The 15,462-nt window shown below is 44.7% G+C and carries 14 protein-coding genes and 1 pseudogene; 7 read left to right on the forward strand and 8 right to left on the reverse strand.

The window, feature by feature from the left end:
• Positions 1-215: pseudogene (locus Y697_RS14835) on the reverse strand (IS1634 family transposase); the annotation flags it as partial.
• A gap of 797 nt (positions 216-1,012) precedes the next feature.
• Here Y697_RS14835 and Y697_RS07045 point away from each other — a divergent pair.
• Positions 1,013-2,203: a hypothetical protein gene (locus tag Y697_RS07045; protein ID WP_259462366.1), complete on the forward strand. Its 1,191-nt coding sequence runs from the start codon at positions 1,013-1,015 to the stop codon at positions 2,201-2,203.
• Here the strand turns inward: Y697_RS07045 and ispD are convergent.
• From ispD to Y697_RS07075, 6 genes are all read right to left on the reverse strand, one after another.
• Positions 2,187-2,891 carry a 2-C-methyl-D-erythritol 4-phosphate cytidylyltransferase gene (ispD, locus tag Y697_RS07050; protein WP_121550942.1) on the reverse strand — a complete coding sequence of 235 codons (705 nt, stop codon included), beginning with the start codon at positions 2,889-2,891 and terminating at the stop codon, positions 2,187-2,189. The two genes, Y697_RS07045 and ispD, sit on opposite strands and share 17 nt — an antisense overlap.
• Complete coding sequence (locus Y697_RS07055; protein WP_121550943.1) at positions 2,888-4,129, reverse strand: DUF1015 domain-containing protein; 1,242 nt, start codon at positions 4,127-4,129, stop codon at positions 2,888-2,890. The genes ispD and Y697_RS07055 overlap by 4 nt, the downstream gene beginning before the upstream one ends.
• A gap of 3 nt (positions 4,130-4,132) precedes the next feature.
• Complete coding sequence (ybeY, locus tag Y697_RS07060; protein WP_121550944.1) at positions 4,133-4,561, reverse strand: rRNA maturation RNase YbeY; 429 nt, start codon at positions 4,559-4,561, stop codon at positions 4,133-4,135.
• Entirely contained in the window at positions 4,503-5,996 is a 1,494-nt protein-coding gene (locus Y697_RS07065) for an HDIG domain-containing metalloprotein (RefSeq protein ID WP_121550945.1), read from the reverse strand. The genes ybeY and Y697_RS07065 overlap by 59 nt, the downstream gene beginning before the upstream one ends.
• Complete coding sequence (locus Y697_RS07070; protein WP_121550946.1) at positions 5,962-6,939, reverse strand: PhoH family protein; 978 nt, start codon at positions 6,937-6,939, stop codon at positions 5,962-5,964. The genes Y697_RS07065 and Y697_RS07070 overlap by 35 nt, the downstream gene beginning before the upstream one ends.
• Positions 6,940-7,009: 70 nt before the next feature.
• A complete protein-coding gene (locus Y697_RS07075) occupies positions 7,010-8,326 on the reverse strand; it encodes a sigma 54-interacting transcriptional regulator (RefSeq protein ID WP_121550947.1) in 1,317 nt (438 codons plus the stop codon).
• A gap of 171 nt (positions 8,327-8,497) precedes the next feature.
• Here Y697_RS07075 and Y697_RS07080 point away from each other — a divergent pair, with 171 nt between their 5' ends.
• Together Y697_RS07080 and Y697_RS07085 are read left to right on the forward strand one after the other, a co-directional pair.
• A complete protein-coding gene (locus Y697_RS07080; protein WP_121550948.1) occupies positions 8,498-10,225 on the forward strand; it encodes a phospho-sugar mutase in 1,728 nt (575 codons plus the stop codon).
• Positions 10,226-10,258: 33 nt separating this feature from the next.
• Entirely contained in the window at positions 10,259-11,026 is a 768-nt protein-coding gene (locus Y697_RS07085; RefSeq protein ID WP_259462367.1) for a hypothetical protein, read from the forward strand.
• Here Y697_RS07085 and Y697_RS07090 read toward each other — a convergent pair.
• The gene (locus Y697_RS07090; protein ID WP_121550949.1) at positions 11,013-11,816 is read right to left on the reverse strand and encodes a PhzF family phenazine biosynthesis protein; all 804 of its coding nucleotides are present in this window, start codon (positions 11,814-11,816) and stop codon (positions 11,013-11,015) included. The genes Y697_RS07085 and Y697_RS07090 overlap by 14 nt on opposite strands.
• 166 nt (positions 11,817-11,982) lie before the next feature.
• Here Y697_RS07090 and Y697_RS07095 point away from each other — a divergent pair, with 166 nt between their 5' ends.
• The 4 genes from Y697_RS07095 to Y697_RS07110 all read left to right on the forward strand — a co-directional run bounded on the left by Y697_RS07095 (position 11,983) and on the right by Y697_RS07110 (position 15,462).
• A complete protein-coding gene (locus Y697_RS07095) occupies positions 11,983-12,429 on the forward strand; it encodes a FeoA family protein (protein WP_121550950.1) in 447 nt (148 codons plus the stop codon).
• An 8-nt stretch (positions 12,430-12,437) separates the two neighbouring features.
• The gene (gene feoB / locus Y697_RS07100) at positions 12,438-14,387 is read left to right on the forward strand and encodes a ferrous iron transport protein B (protein WP_121550951.1); all 1,950 of its coding nucleotides are present in this window, start codon (positions 12,438-12,440) and stop codon (positions 14,385-14,387) included.
• On the forward strand, positions 14,384-14,779 hold the full coding sequence (locus Y697_RS07105) for a hypothetical protein (RefSeq protein ID WP_121550952.1): 396 nt from the start codon (positions 14,384-14,386) through the stop codon (positions 14,777-14,779). Before feoB ends, Y697_RS07105 begins: the two co-directional genes overlap by 4 nt.
• A 77-nt stretch (positions 14,780-14,856) precedes the next feature.
• The gene (locus Y697_RS07110; protein ID WP_121550953.1) at positions 14,857-15,462 is read left to right on the forward strand and encodes a response regulator; all 606 of its coding nucleotides are present in this window, start codon (positions 14,857-14,859) and stop codon (positions 15,460-15,462) included.

The following is a 15,462-nucleotide window of genomic DNA, read 5'->3' on the forward strand; positions in this document are numbered from 1 at the left end:
AGGGCTTCTTTCCTAATCCACTCTTTCGTCGAGAAGTTCCTCAGACTTTCAATAAGCCTATCTATCTGGCCGCTGTTCTGAAGATCATCTACCCTCCCCAGATTAACCAGAACTTTCTGTCTAGTCTTATTCCCCACTCGTATATTCTCTACGAGCTGCAGGTAACTCCTGGTGGAACCGTCCTTGTTTTTGAAGTGCTTCAGTCTAAGAAACATGGCACCTATATTATATCACTAAAACTAACGACAAGTCAAGTAATAACAAAGTGACAAGCAAACCCACATGGCACCGCATTTCAAAAACGATTCCAGTGTCTACCACGAACTTATGCACCTTTCACAACTTATTCCTACCATTTATTCACTTTTGCTGTCAAAGTTGAGTCATTGCGGATGACATGTTCATAGTAGTTTCGTTGCCAAATAGATTTCCCGGGCGTGCCGCGAAGCTCGTTCGCTCGAACCGTTGCGGTTGCTTTGAAGCTCTCACGGGCGAACAGCCGTTCGCCCCTACAAAAGAACTGCATAATCGTCTGGAATTATAATCTGGTACCAGTCTATCGTAAGTCCCTCACTGCATCTTCCCGAAACAAATGTGCCTTTGCGCAAATCAATCCTATTCGGTTTTCATAACCCGGTTTTGATAACCCGTTCTTGCTAACCCGCATCTTATAACCCGATATTCACGTTTTTCTTGTCGGAGGACGGAGAACCGTTGACGGTCAACGTGGTTTCATAAGCGTTCAGCGGCTCTTTCGCCGCGCAGCGGACATTGCGACCTGGCGTGGTCTTCGCCAGCCTTGCGTCCTGACATGGTTCTGTCAGCATTGCGACCGCCGATGTTTTTCGGCGCATTGCGTTCAATGTTTTATTCCAGCATCTCCTCCTGCCGAGGCAACCTTGCGTTTTCCAGATGCTGTCTCTCATGCATTACTTCACCAAATCGATCTTGGTATAATCTAGAATCGCGTTACTGTCTGGATTTATGCGACTTCTTCTGGGGAGGTGCGATCTTGAAATCGAAAGTGGGTTACTCAACTGTCTATGCTATTCTCGGAATTCTCTTGGGAGCTCTTGCTCTTCTTAACTATCTCTTCCCGCTAAATCACATGCCCTCTCCAGACGGACCTCACAGCGTGGGGTTTCGTTCTTTCGAAGTGACGAATCCTGAACCGATAGGAGTTTCTGGAATCGATTACTCTGATTCCGCGAAGATACGTCTGGATATTTGGTATCCTGCAGATGGGGTTTCCGGTTATGAAAGAAAGGGTTGGATAAACAATGATCCGATTATCTTTGAAGGGTTCGAGGTTATGACCGGTTATCCAAAGGCTTTATTCGAACATCTATACAAAGTACGAACCAACTCATTCATAGGTGCACCGCCACTTATGGATTCGTCTAGTTGGCCTATTGTTATATTGCTTCTCGGTTGGTCGTCAATAAGTGAATTACATACCTCTCTGGCCGAGTCTTTGGCTAGCAGCGGATATCTTGTCGTAGGAATAGAGCATCCGGGCGCCTGTGCAGTAGTGACCTTTTCGGACGGTAGCGTCTATTATTTTTTGGGAAACGATCTTCTCGACGGATTGCTTGAAGGCACTAGAGAGAATAAACTCAGGCTTCTGTCAGAGTATCTTTCTCGTGACATAGACTACGTAATTGAGTTTCTAAAAGAGATGAATGAAGATCCTCATTCAGATTTCTTTGAAAGGTTGAATATGGAAGACATTGGTCTCTACGGCCATTCCGGAGGCGGGTGCGTCGCCATACGGTATTCGCTTTCAAACGAAGGAGTTCCGATGGTCTTGGCCGATCCTACCCTTGAGGGTTTCACCATTGAGGAACTGGGTTCAGGGCTTTCAAATCCAGTATTGCTGATGACTTCAAGCGAATGGGAATCTGGCGTCAATGGCGGATTTCTTTCAAAGATTTCGGAAGCCTCGGCAAAACAGAACTATTACTTGAGTATAAGTGACATGAGACATGTAGACTTCGCAATGGTCAGAAATCTCTCACCACTAACTTACTTCTTTGGCGAGACAGGAAAGTTCATGAACAACAAAGATGCGATGAATCGTCTTGACAGCGCGGTGAAGTTCTTCTTTGATAGTATTTTTTTCGGCAGAAGCGTTGAGGAACTTTTCAAGCTCTCGGATTCCGTGCCCGAATTCTCTTTAGATAAGATTAGTCTCTTCCAGTGAAGTTTGCTTCTCTTTCGATCATTAGTTCGGCCATCTCGAAATCGAGAGGCGTAGTTATCTTTGGGTTTGGAACGATCGAGTCAACAGTAAGCACTCTGCCACCAAACCCTACGAACAGCTGTGCATCATCAGTTGAGATATGAATTCCGTCTGTGACCGCTTTTCTGTGCGCCTGCAGGATTTCTTGAAACTTGAAGGTCTGTGGGGTCTCTGCCCGTCTAAGATTACTTCTATTTGGAACGTCGACCACCACTTCATCTTCCACCAGATATACCGTATCTGCTGTTTTTTCAGTTACAACTACTCCCGTTCCAGGAGTGACAAGCCTAAGAATCTCCGGAATCTGCTTTTTCGAAAAGAAAGGTCTTGCTGCATCGTGAATCATCACTATATCTGGTTTGATTGTTTCGCAGAACAAAAGCCCGTTTTGAACGGACTCTTGCCTTGTCTCTCCTCCAGATACGACACTTACTGAGTCCATTCCTCTTTTCTCGAGAATCTTCCTCGCCTGACCTAACCAGTCTTTGTGAACGACCAATACAATGAAATCAACAAAAGCAGATCCGTGAAATACTTCCACGGATCTGACGAATATCTCTTTTCCTGAAAGAGGCATAAACTGTTTTGGAAGAGAGGAATGCATTCTCAGCCCCAAACCGCCAGCTACTATTAGTGCCCCTGTTTTCATCTAAGTAAATGAACCACAAGTCCACTGCGCAGTTTTGGCTCGAACCAGGTCGATTTCGGAGGCATTATCCTTCCCTGATCGGCGACGGCCAAAAGTTCCTCCATCGAAGTAGGGAACATCGAAAACGCAACTGCCCAGCCATTTGCTATTCTGTTTTCAAGAGCACTCAGACCCCTAATCCCGCCGACGAAATCGATCCTCGAATCCTTTCTGGGATTATCGATCCCAAGAAGAGGACTTAGAAGGTTCTTCTGAAGTATATCGACGTCCAGGCTTGAAACGGGGTCCTTCGCGTCAAACGTGCCTTCTCTTGCGGTGAGTCGGTACCACTTTCCCAAAAGGCACATTCCAAAGTCGTGTCTCTTCAGAGGTTTAAAAGGACTCTCCGGAGCATCTTCAACTTCAAAGGCAAATTCGACTCTCTCTAAGAACTCCGACTCGGACAGACCATTCAGATCCTGAACTACCCTGTTGTAGTCCATTATCTCAAGATGAGAATGGGGAAATGCTACTGCCATGAAGAAGTTGTACTCTTCATCTCCAGTATGCTCCAGGTTGGATTCCTTCAGTAAATCCCTCACTCTGGAAGAAGATGCTGCACGATGATGTCCATCGGCAATATACATGCACTCGATTTCTTCAAATGCGCTCCTCAGCTTCGCCACCTTTTCCTCTTCCCTGACGGCATACAGCCTATGTTCAACATCGTTTTCATCGATGACTCGCATTGAGAGAGGCAATTGCTTGCAGTACTCCTGCAAGAGATAATCAAGCTTTTCATCTGCTCTAAATGTGAGGAAGACCATTCCCGTATTTGCGTTGACAGTCTTTATATGATTCACCCTATCTTCTTCTTTGTCCTGTCTTGTGAGTTCATGCTTCTTGATGAGATCTTTCTGATACTCTTCCACACTAGCTCCGCCGACTACTCCAATCTGTACATGATCTTTCATCTTTTGCCAGTAAACGTAATAAATCGGTTCCTCCTCCTGTACGAGGATTCCATCATTCAGCATTCTTTCGAAGTTCTCTTTAGCCTTCAAATATACCGACTCGGCATAATGATCTGATTCCATTGGAAGATCAATCTCGGCTCTGATGACATGCATGAAGCTCTCAGGGCTTCTCCCAATCTCTCTGGCTTCTTCAAACGATATCACATCATAAGGTGGGCAGTTGACCTTTTGCTCCATTCCATCAGCAGGTCTCACCGCCCTAAAAGGTCTGAAATCAGACAAACTCTATCCCTCCTCAACAAATCGCGTATAGTAATCTCTCTGGAGATCAAATATCTCTTCTCCTTCATCATCATATCCATGGTGAGTATAACCTATAACATGCAGCACGCCGTGTATCAAGATATAGTAGAGTTCTTCTTCAAAGGAGTTATCAAACTCGGCAGCCTGCTCTGAGATTCTGTCGAGCGAAATTACTATATCACCGATCGTCTCTTCCTCCAAACCGTACTGAAAAGAAAGAACGTCTGTAGGTTCATTTTTGTGCCTGAATTCCTTGTTTATTCTTTCAATTTCGGAATCATCTGTAAGCAGAATGTTCAATGTTCCAATATCTCTGTCTCCAAGCTCTGCGCTGATAACCTTATCCACGATGCTAGTTATTTTGCTCTCTTCTATCTTCTTCAGTGTTTTGTTTTGGATCAGAATCTCCACTGATCGACACCACCTTTTCAGTAGCCTCTTTCGGATACTCGATTCTCTGTTGATTCATGCTCATCAAAACTCTCGTGAAGGCTTCAATAATCTTTTCCAGATCATCCAGATCAAGACCACTCTGGTCAAGTTGTCTTTCATTGTAGATACCGTTGACAACCTCTTCAACAAGCTCCTGGGTTTTTGCGGGAGTGGGCTTCTTTATGCTCTTGAACGCCGCCTCGACCGAATCGGCCAGCATGATTATTCCAGACTCCTTAAACTGGGGCTTTGGCCCCGGGTACCTAAAATCATCGCTCCGCTCTTCTTGACCCAATGTCTTTGCCTTGTGAAAGAAGAATTTCTTTATTCTTGTCCCGTGATGTTCTTTGATAACGTCCTCCAGAAGAAGCGGAAGCCTGTACTTTCTAGCCTGCTCAATGCCTTGTTTTACGTGTTCATTTATCACAAGATTCGACATTGAAGGGGTAATATTATCGTGTGGATTCGTTCCTTCTTGCTGGTTTTCAGTAAAATACTGCGGTCGCTTCGATTTACCTATGTCGTGAAAATACGAAGCAACTCTCGCTAGTATGGAGTTCGCTCCGATTCTCTCTGCAGCGGCCTCCGAAAGGTTAGCAAGTGATATACTGTGATAATAGGTTCCAGGTGCGTATATCGATAAATTCTTCAGCAGTGGGTGAGAGAGATTCCCCAATTCTATGAGACCCGTGTTGGAGTAGATTCTGCTTGCGTATTCCAGATAGGGGACTATTCCAATAACGATTACCGAAGAGAGAATCGGATTGGCGAAAGCAATCAGCAGATCCACAGCATGTATAGGCTCTCCTTGGAGTATTATTCTGATTGCGTTAATCGCTAGGAATATCAAACTAACTTCAAATCCAGCTCTGGCAATTTCGATTCTTCTCTCTATTGCCCTTGTTGTAAGCGCTGTCGCCAGCACTACTACTGACAACAAGATGAAAGTCTCAAGTGAGTTATCGAGATTGGCAGATGCAAGGAACGACATAAACAGCCCGCTGCCAATTCCTTCCTGATAACCTATCAGTACGGTCACCATTGACACACTTAGAAATATAGGAGTCATCTCCGGCAATAATGCCTCATCTGCAAGTGAGGGCACGAAGGAGTTTACAAAAACCCCAAAAGCGACCACCGAAAAGAATGTTATCCTGTATGCCCTGTGAAGATTGAAGTACCTGTTACTCCTCACTGACCTTTCGGCAAAAATATACCAGAGGATCGCCGAGCCCACAAAATAGAGGAAGGGTTTTGAGGGAAGCGTAAGAAATGGCAACCGGTTCAACAGCGCAAGAAACACGGGAAAGACAACGAAATTGGTGAGATCTTTGACATTCAGTAGTCTCTCTAGAGGGAACTGGACTTTGGGGATATCGCTATTCCTCGACCTTTTCTTCTCGTTCATACTCATCGTAAGCCTTTATAATGTCTTTCACAAGGGGATTTCTCACTACATCCTGTTCTGTCAAGTAGGAAAACCCTACTGTAGAGATCGATCCCAAAACTTTCTGCACAACAACTAGACCCGATCCCGAATCCCTGGGAAGGTCAATTTGAGTTATGTCCCCTGTAACAACCACCCTTGATCCAAAGCCTATCCTGGTAAGAAACATCTTCATTTGCTGATAAGTCGAATTTTGAGCCTCGTCAAGGATTATAAAAGAATTGTTTAGGGTCCTTCCCCTCATATATGCAAGAGGAACTACTTCGATTATCGAGCTCTCTCTGTAGTAAGCGAGTTTCTCTGCAGGAATCATCTCCATAAGTGCATCGTAGAGAGGCCTTAAATAGGGGTCAACTTTGTCGAGAAGGGTCCCGGGAAGATAACCCAGCTTCTCACCAGCTTCAACGGCGGGTCGAGTCAGAATTATCCTCTGAACCTTGCCTGATTTCAGAAAATCAACCGCCATTGCCACAGCCAAATAAGTCTTTCCAGTTCCGGCGGGACCGATAGAGAAGACTAGTTCCTTCTCCTTCATAATTTCCATATAATTCTTCTGCCCGATTGTTTTGGGCCTTATTCTATTAGAGAGTAAAGCTGTCTCCTTTACTTCGTTGTAAACCCCCTTGAAACTCTCTCCATCTTCGTCGTGCTGCAGGTGTTGATCAACAATATACTCGAACTCCCTCCACTCTACAAGATGGCCGTCTCTGTTCATTTGAACTAGTTCATCTACAATCTTTCCGGCTATGTCAATTCCAGTACCGTCTTCGCCTTTTATCCAGATCTCATCACCTATAATAGAAATCCTTACATCAAGTTTTTTTTGAATGAACTTTGCTTTTCGATCGTACTCTCCGAAAAGCTCGGCGACTTCAACCCCCATGGGAAGACTGAGCTTTCGTACCGCCAAAAGAACACCTCCTACTCCAGAGATTATACATTAATATTCCGAGATAAGGAGGAATTCACGGATCGGTAACTCACTCATCATCGTCGTTTGGAGTAAGTGCCTTTGCAGAGCTATTTAGCTCTGCAAGCAGATCTCTGATTCTTCTTGTTGTGAGGCCAAATTCCCTGGCAATCTCATTAATGTCATTTTTCAGGACCTCTGAACGTTGCAGTAAGAGCTCTTGTGAAACGCTCTTGTAGACTTCCTGAAGAAAATCTTTGTAACTTGTACCATTTACCATTCTAGCAACTATTGCCTCCTCGGCCAGAACCTTGACGTTCTTCGACATGGAGGAATTGACGGAAGCTTGAACAACATCATTCACCGCCAGATACTCCTCAATCATGTTGATAAGTTCTCTCACATTTCCGGGATAATTATATGATAGGAATCTCTCCTTCAGGTCCTGCGGGATATTCTCAAACTTCACGAGATATCCCTTTTTCTCAAGAATTTGATCGAAGATCAGTGAGATATCGCTCTTCCTTTCTCTCAAAGGCGGGAGATCTATCTTCACAGCCGAGAGTCTGTATCTTAAATCATTTCTCATAGCCGAATCGTCGTACCTGTTGGTTGCAGTTATGAAGCGGACATCCACCTTTATTGGCCTGGTCGCACCTATTTTGAAGAACTCCCGGTTCTCTGTTATTGCAAGTATCTTGGCCTGCAGGTTCAGCGGCATGTCTCCAATTTCATCTAGAAAAAGAGTTCCGTTATTTGCCTGTTCAATAAGACCAACTTTTTCGGAAGTCGCTCCGGTGAAGGCCCCCTTCTTGTACCCAAAGATCTCGCTCTCCAGTAAGTTCTCAGGTATCGCGGCGCAGTTTATCGAATAGAATGGCCTGGAACCTCTGGGAGAGAGCTTAGCTATTACTTCTGCAAGTAGATTCTTTCCCGATCCAGTTTCTCCGAGAATCATTATTGAACCGTCGTAAAACATGGAGAGAACAAGCATTTTCTTCATTTGAATGACTCTGCTGCTATTCCCAATCATCTTATCTAGATGGTCATTGACATTCGAGATGATTTCTTGCACTATCTGCCTCGGACTCTTGTAACTGCTTACCACTCTATAATATCCCTTGAATTCCTGCAGTTCTTCAGAATAGCCCCTAATAATAAATGCCCTAATCGGGTTGTTGTTAATCAGAATTATGTTCGTAAATGCAAAGATCCAGTCATTAAGAACATCTTTGCTGTACTTGCTCGCGTCTATGAAAAGAATAGTCGGCATTTCCTTACCCAGACCGACCAGATAATCGAAATCAACGTCAAATAGACTCTCAAAATACTTTTCACACTGCATTGATTCAAGATTTTCGCCTACCATAATGGTTCTGTAAAGCAAAACTACACCCCCCGGGTTTTCGTGAAGCCTCTGTGATTATACAATGCGCCGTTGTGCTCAAGGAAGCAAAAGAGTGTGCTGGGTCACTTCGACGTCAAAGATAAAGCGAAGCACTTCTCTCTTTAACACAAGGTTGATGCGATATAATTATAAGAAAATAAGGAGGTAAAAATGGATTATAAAACCAGTTACCATAGATGGCTTGATAGCCCAGTAATCGATGAGGCTACCCGTAGAGAATTACTTTCAATCGCAGAAAATGAAACCGAAATAAAGGAACGATTCTACAAGGAGCTGGAGTTCGGCACTGCCGGGCTTCGAGGAAAACTAGGTGCCGGTGACAACCGAATGAACAAATATACCGTCGCCAGGGCTACACAGGGTCTGGCGAATCTCATTCTCTCGGGAGATCCAGAATACAGGAGAAGAGGCGTGGTAATTGCTCATGATTCTAGACATATGTCTCGAGCATTTGCCGAGATCGCGGCATCGGTGCTTACTGGAAACGAAATCAAGGTTTATTTGTTTGATGACATAAGACCTACACCTTTGCTCTCCTTTTCGGTTCTACAGCTCTCGACAATATCTGGAATCATGATTACAGCCAGCCACAATCCAAAAGAGTACAATGGCTATAAGCTTTACTGGGAGGACGGGGCCCAGGTTCTCTCCGATATTGCAGATCGGGTCTATGAAGAAATGCGAAGTACAGAGCTTTTCCTCGGACCAAAGATGATTGAACTTGATGAAGCTCGTACTAAAGGCCTGCTAGTTGAAGTAGGAGAGGAGCTTGACGATCTCTACATATCGAAGGTATTGTCCCTAACACTGAGAGACTCGGAAGAAGAACTGGACAAATCAATCAGAATAGTCTACACGCCTTTGAATGGGACTGGAAATGTTCCCGTGCGCCGTGTCCTGCGTGAACGAGGCTTCAAAAATGTATTTGTTGTTCCGGAGCAGGAGGAACCAGATCCCGATTTTTCGACGATCGGTTATCCAAATCCCGAAGACTTGAAGGCATTTACACTTGCCAGAGAGGTTGGGCAGGAGAAGCGGGCCGACATTCTCCTGGCAACCGACCCGGACGCCGATAGGCTTGCAGTAATGGTGAGGGAGAATGGCGATTTTGTTCCCTTAAACGGCAATCAAACTGGCGCGCTCATTGTTAACTACCTCCTTCTCTCCATGAAAGAGAAATCCTCTATGCCCGAGGATGGATTTATCGTGAAATCCATTGTTACAGGTGACATGGCCAAAACCATTGCGGACAGCTACGGAGTGAAAACTTATGAGGCTCTCACTGGGTTCAAGAATATCTGCGGTAAAGCCCTCGAAGTAGAAGAGAGGAGAGAGGGCAAATTCATCTTCGGCTACGAAGAAAGCATTGGATATGTTGCGGGCAATTTCGTGAGAGACAAGGATGCAGTTTCTTCATCAATGCTTCTTTGCGAAATGGCAGCTTACTTCCTGAGGAGAGGAAAGACCTTGCTGAACGTTCTTGAAGAGCTTTTCGTCAAATACGGAGTATTTGCTGAAAAGCAGATCTCCATGGTTCTAGAAGGTGTTGCGGGACAAAAGCGAGTGAGGAAAATAATGAAAGAATATCGAAAGGAATACCCAACTGCAATCGGCGATTCAAAGATTGTGAGATACATAGACTTTTTCAGTGCAACCGACAATGACATTCTCAGCGGAAGAACTGTCGAAACAGGGGTTCCTACATCAGACGTTATCAAGTTTCAGTTCGACGACGGCTCATGGTATGCAATAAGGCCTTCCGGGACCGAACCGAAACTCAAGATATACATCTATACTGGAGCGAAGGATAGAGACGAAGCCTTTGCCAAATTAGCATACATAGAGAAGTCAGTGCTTGGCAAGATACAATCCATATAGTGAACTTTTTTCTCTTTGACCGGAGGCGGCAACTTGAGAATTTCTAGGAATCTGGTAATGATCACCCTGGCCATATGGACCTTTTCATACATACTCGGAGTTATTCTCACTGAGCGTTTTGTTACAGATCAAAGCGGATATCTATTTTCAGCTGTTTCTAGGAGTCTTTTGTGGCCAATTCTGATTGTAAGTCACTTTCTCTTCCTCAGAAAGATTGAAAGGGCGGATTTTGATTATGTATGGCTTCTATCTCTCTATGCCATGTTCACCGGCTGGATACTCTTCTCCGTCGGAGGCGTTAAAGGCCTATCTCTGATTCTTTCGATTCCGATCGTTTTTCTTTCGGGTCAGTTTTTTAGACTGGGTAGAACCAGCTACGGTGATGTTATCAAGCACATTAAATCAGGCTATCTGGGAAGTCTTTCCTTTTCGTTCAGTCTTGTAATTCTGCTCACCAGTCTTTCATTCTTCTATTCCAAAGAAACGGCCTCAATTCTTTTGCTGTTTCTACTGATAATTCCTGCCTCACTTCTCACTCATTTCAGAGCAGACTTTTTTTCAGGAATCATCTTCGCCTGGTTCTCTTTTGCAATAGGTTTTATCAATATTGGATTTGCCAATCACGTTGCAGTGGCGGGGTTTTCACTTGGACCGATCTTTCTGCTCCTCGCAATCTTCTCCTGTATTCTCGCAAGTGAAGATCCGTCAAAAAGGGTCTTTGCCACCGTCAATCCGCGTGAGCCAGTAGATGAAGCCAGTCTTAGAATTGAGACCGATCCAGATGAATCTAGATTGAAATAGTGCCTCTTATTACAGTGACGGCCTTTCCAAGAATAAGAATCCTGCTATTTGGAAGCAGCTCGAGATCGAGTTCTCCTCTTCTGGAGGAGAGCTGACAGGCTCTGAGGTTTTTTCTCCCGAGTTTCTCGGACCAGAACGGTCCGAGAACCGTATGTGCCGAACCGGTAACCGGGTCTTCGTCGATTCCCACCCAGGGAGCGAAGTATCTCGAGTAGAAGTCGAACTTTTCGTCACCGGGCGAAGAGACGATCAGTCCCTTCACCGTGTATCCAAAATCACGGTTCTGAAGAAGACTGAAGTCAAACGACAAGTCCTCAAGTTTCGATTTCGAGGAGATTATGTAAAGCAGTTTTTCGGTAAGACTGGAGTAGTAGCACTCACCTTCCACACCAGTAATCCTCCCAAGCATTTCATCGATTCTAACTCTGTAAGGGTTATCAGAAGGGAAATTCATCTCTATCTTCCCATCAACGTACCTAACCCCCAGTTTCCCACTTAGTGTTTCGTAAGAGATCTCACCCTTGACTCCAAGCTCGGTGAAGTGTATCCAGGCAGTGGCAAGCGTCGCATGGCCGCACATCTTCACTTCAACCTTCGGTGTGAACCATCTCAAGCCATAAGTGTTTTTCTCGTCACCCGGTCTTACAAATGCGGTTTCCGAAAGATTCATTTCCGATGCTATTCTAGGATATAGTCTCTCATCGATCTCCTCATCAAGGAGACAGACCCCAGCGGGATTCCCGCCAAATGGAACCGCCGTAAATGAATCAACCTGGTATATCTTGAGCATCCAACCACTCCCTTCTAAAAGATTATACGTCAATTGTTAAACTAAAGATAACCAAGTTCAGCCCTGAATGGCGATCCACCAGAATATTTCTCCCACATTCATGTGCACCGAGGGGTGTTTAATGATACAATCTTATTGAGACAAATTCTCAATAAGGGTGATGTTGATGGTCGTTCCTCTGTCAAGAATGTGTGAAGGAGAAAAGGGCAAGATAAGAAAACTGGAGCTTCCTCCTCTTACAAGAGAGAGACTGTGTGGTCTCGGTTTCGTAAGTGGTGAAGAGATCCAGCTGGTAAAAGTGGCCCCCTTCGGAGACCCAAAAGTATTCAGAATAAAGGGAACAGACATTACCCTGAGAGAGGACATTTCGATGTGGATTCTTGTCGAAACCTCCTCCGTGCCGCTTTCATATGCTACAAATGGAGAATACTTCGTAAGTATCATTAATGGTGGAATGGGCTTCAGGGAGAGACTGCGGATGGTTGGAGTAGAAGTAGGCAAGAAAATCACTGTTACCGGCAATATCGGAAAGAGAATCGAGATAAACGCAAATGGTATCCGTTCCGCACTTTCGCGAGGCCAGGCAATGAGAATCATAGTTAGGGAGAGATAAATTCAGTCGTGGAAAATCATAGAGACGGAATCGAGTCAAGAAAATCTACAATAGCACTTCTAGGAAACCCAAATGTTGGGAAAACAAGTATATTTAACGCTCTTACAGGTTCAAGACAAATAGTTGCAAATTGGCCCGGCGTAACCGTTGAAAAGAGAGCCGGAGTAATGAAGCATCACAATCACACCGTAGATGTTATTGATCTGCCAGGCACTTACACTCTCGGTGCCACTAGTCTCGATGAAAAAATAGCTAGGGATTTCCTTGTGAATGAGAAGCCCGGTGTCGCAATGGTCATAGGTGACGCCGTCAATTTAGAAAGAAGTCTCTATCTTCTTCTTCAAGTGCTTGAGCTTCGCGGAGATGTTGTCCTTGCAGTAAACGCAGTCGACGAAGCGAGAAAAGCAGGCTTTGAGATCGACAGAAACGAGCTTTCGAAACAGCTTGGCATTCCGGTTGTCGTTACCTCGGCAGTCACAGGCGAGGGTATCGAAGAGTTGAAGAATACTCTTGTGAAGAGCACCAAGAGCGGTAGCCACGTCCACTATCTTTTCTCTGATGAAGTGGAAGCTCAGCTCAGGGATCTATCCGAGAGAATAAGGGGGAAACCTTCTCTGGCCGGGATTGACGAACGTTGGCTTTCGATAAAGCTCCTGGAAAGGGACGACGAAGTTCAAAAAATAACGGGAATAACTCTGGACTACGACTTCTCTGTGGAGATCGCTGAAACTCGTTACAAATATATAAAGAGAATCCTTTCCACATCAGTAAAAGGTAAAGAAAAGATAGGCTGGAATTTTTCCGAAGCAATAGATCACGTTATGACTCACAGATTTCTTGGGATTTTAATTTTCCTTGCGGTTATGTACATCATTTTCCAGCTGACCTTTACTATCTCAGGACCGTTATCGATTATGATTGAAGAACTGCTCGGAGGCCTCGGTCGCGCACTTGGTGGCTTAATCGGCATAGATTGGCTTCGTTCTCTCGTTGTTGAGGGAATAATTGGAGGCGTCGGAGCCGTCTTGGTTTTCGTGCCTAACATTTTCATTCTTTTCCTGGCGCTTGGAATTCTTGAAGAGACCGGCTATTTGCCTAGAGCAGCCTTTGTTATTGATAGAATAATGTACGCAATGAAACTCAGCGGGCGTTCCTTCATATCTATGCTCCTTGGATTTGGATGCAATGTCTCATCTATTATGTCGACAAGATCGATCTCCGAACCAAAAGAGCGAATAGTAACCATTCTTGTTTCACCTTTTATCTCTTGTAGCGCGAGGCTTCCCGTCTATGTTTTGATTGCAGGCACTTTCTTCGGCGCAAGAGCCGGTGTAGTGATTTTCTTCCTGTACGTTTTGAGCATTGTTATAACGGTCCTTTCCGCGCTGCTGATCAACAAGCTCTTCTTCAAGGGTGAGCCCTCCACATTGATAATGGAGCTTCCACGTTACAGAAAACCGAGGCTCAGTTCAATAATTCTCTATACCTGGAACAAGGGGCGTCACTTTCTCGAAAAGGCCGGTACGATAATACTTGGCGCCTCTGTTGTGATATGGGTTCTCAGTTACTTTCCCTCAGAAGGGACCGGGAGTTTCGCAGCTATGATCGGGAAATCACTTGAACCGCTATTCATACCCCTGGGTTACACGTGGGAAATGATAACCAGTTTGGTTTTCGGAATAGCAGCAAAGGAAGTCATCGTTTCATCGCTCACAACGTTCTTCGGAAATCCAAGCGTTACGGGAACCTCTCTTGGCGTTATAAGAACGTTGATTACACCCGAAGTAGCTTTGAGTTTTCTTGTTTTTGTACTTCTGTACGTTCCATGCATGCCAACACTTGCAGTGATAAAGAATGAAACCGGAAGCTACAAGTATGTATTCTTCTCCGTCTTCTACAGTCTTGCAGTTGCTTATATCGTTGCACTAATCGTAAGATTGGTTGGGGGACTACTATGAGAGGAAGGTCGATAACATTCTGGCTCATATTCGGTGGAGTACTCTTTGCAGCTCTCGCGATGAACTCATTCTATGGATTGCTTTTGACTGATCACGATCCGTTTCTTGCCATCATCATTGGCATAAACTCCGCTATCTACTTTTTCGGAATTGCCGAGAAGAAAAGCGATGTCAGAAAACGGTATTCGCATCTGTTGGTTGGAAGTTTCTTCGCCTATGTGCTCTCAATATACCAGGTTCTTGTGGTGTTTAGTGTCTGGCTGGAGGGGTTACTGATCTCAAGTTGCCTATTGACTATCGAAGCATTGAACCTCCCTCTCATTATATCCGGCTTTGCAATATCCTTTCTTTTTGACTTCGCAAAGAAGCAAATCGAGACAAACAATTTCTAAGAATTCGCCTTGTGGAAACTCTCAAACACTATTTGAGCTTAATATGGTAATATGATTTGTGTTGTGGAGGTGATTGCATGGCACTCGTTTACGTGGTCGATGACGAGCTGAATGTCAGGCGAATTGTCAAAAAGACCATGGAGAACGAAGACAACGAAGTCCATACTTTCGTTACAGCTGAGGAAGCCCTGGAAGAAATAGAGAAGCGGAAGCCAGACCTCCTATTTACTGATTTGAGTTTGCCTTCAATGAATGGAATTCAATTTCTCAAAGAACTGAAGAATAGAGCTTACTCAATACCCGTAATAGTTGTCTCCTCGGATACATCTCCCGAATCGATGAGAAGTGCATTCAAAGCAGGTATAGTTGATTTCCTGACAAAGCCTTTTACGCCCCAGGAAATCAGAGATGCTTTCGAACTTGCCCTCAGAGAAGAAGACAGCATATACAAGCGCGCACGAGAAATAAGAAGGTTGATCGAAGAAGGCGAGACGGGTAGTGCGGAATCGCTAATGAGCGAACTGTTCTCAGATTTTCCCGGCTCTCCGTTTCCACACTTTCTTTACGCTCTGCTGGTGGCAAAGGAAAAACCCAAAATAGCTATTAAACACCTTAAAGCCTCGCTTTCGCTTGATGAAGATTTTAAGGAAGCTTCAGACGAACTGAAGAAACTGGAGGAGTAG

The organism is Mesotoga sp. BH458_6_3_2_1 (assembly GCF_003664995.1).
In the GTDB taxonomy this organism is placed as follows: Bacteria; Thermotogota; Thermotogae; order Petrotogales; family Kosmotogaceae; genus Mesotoga.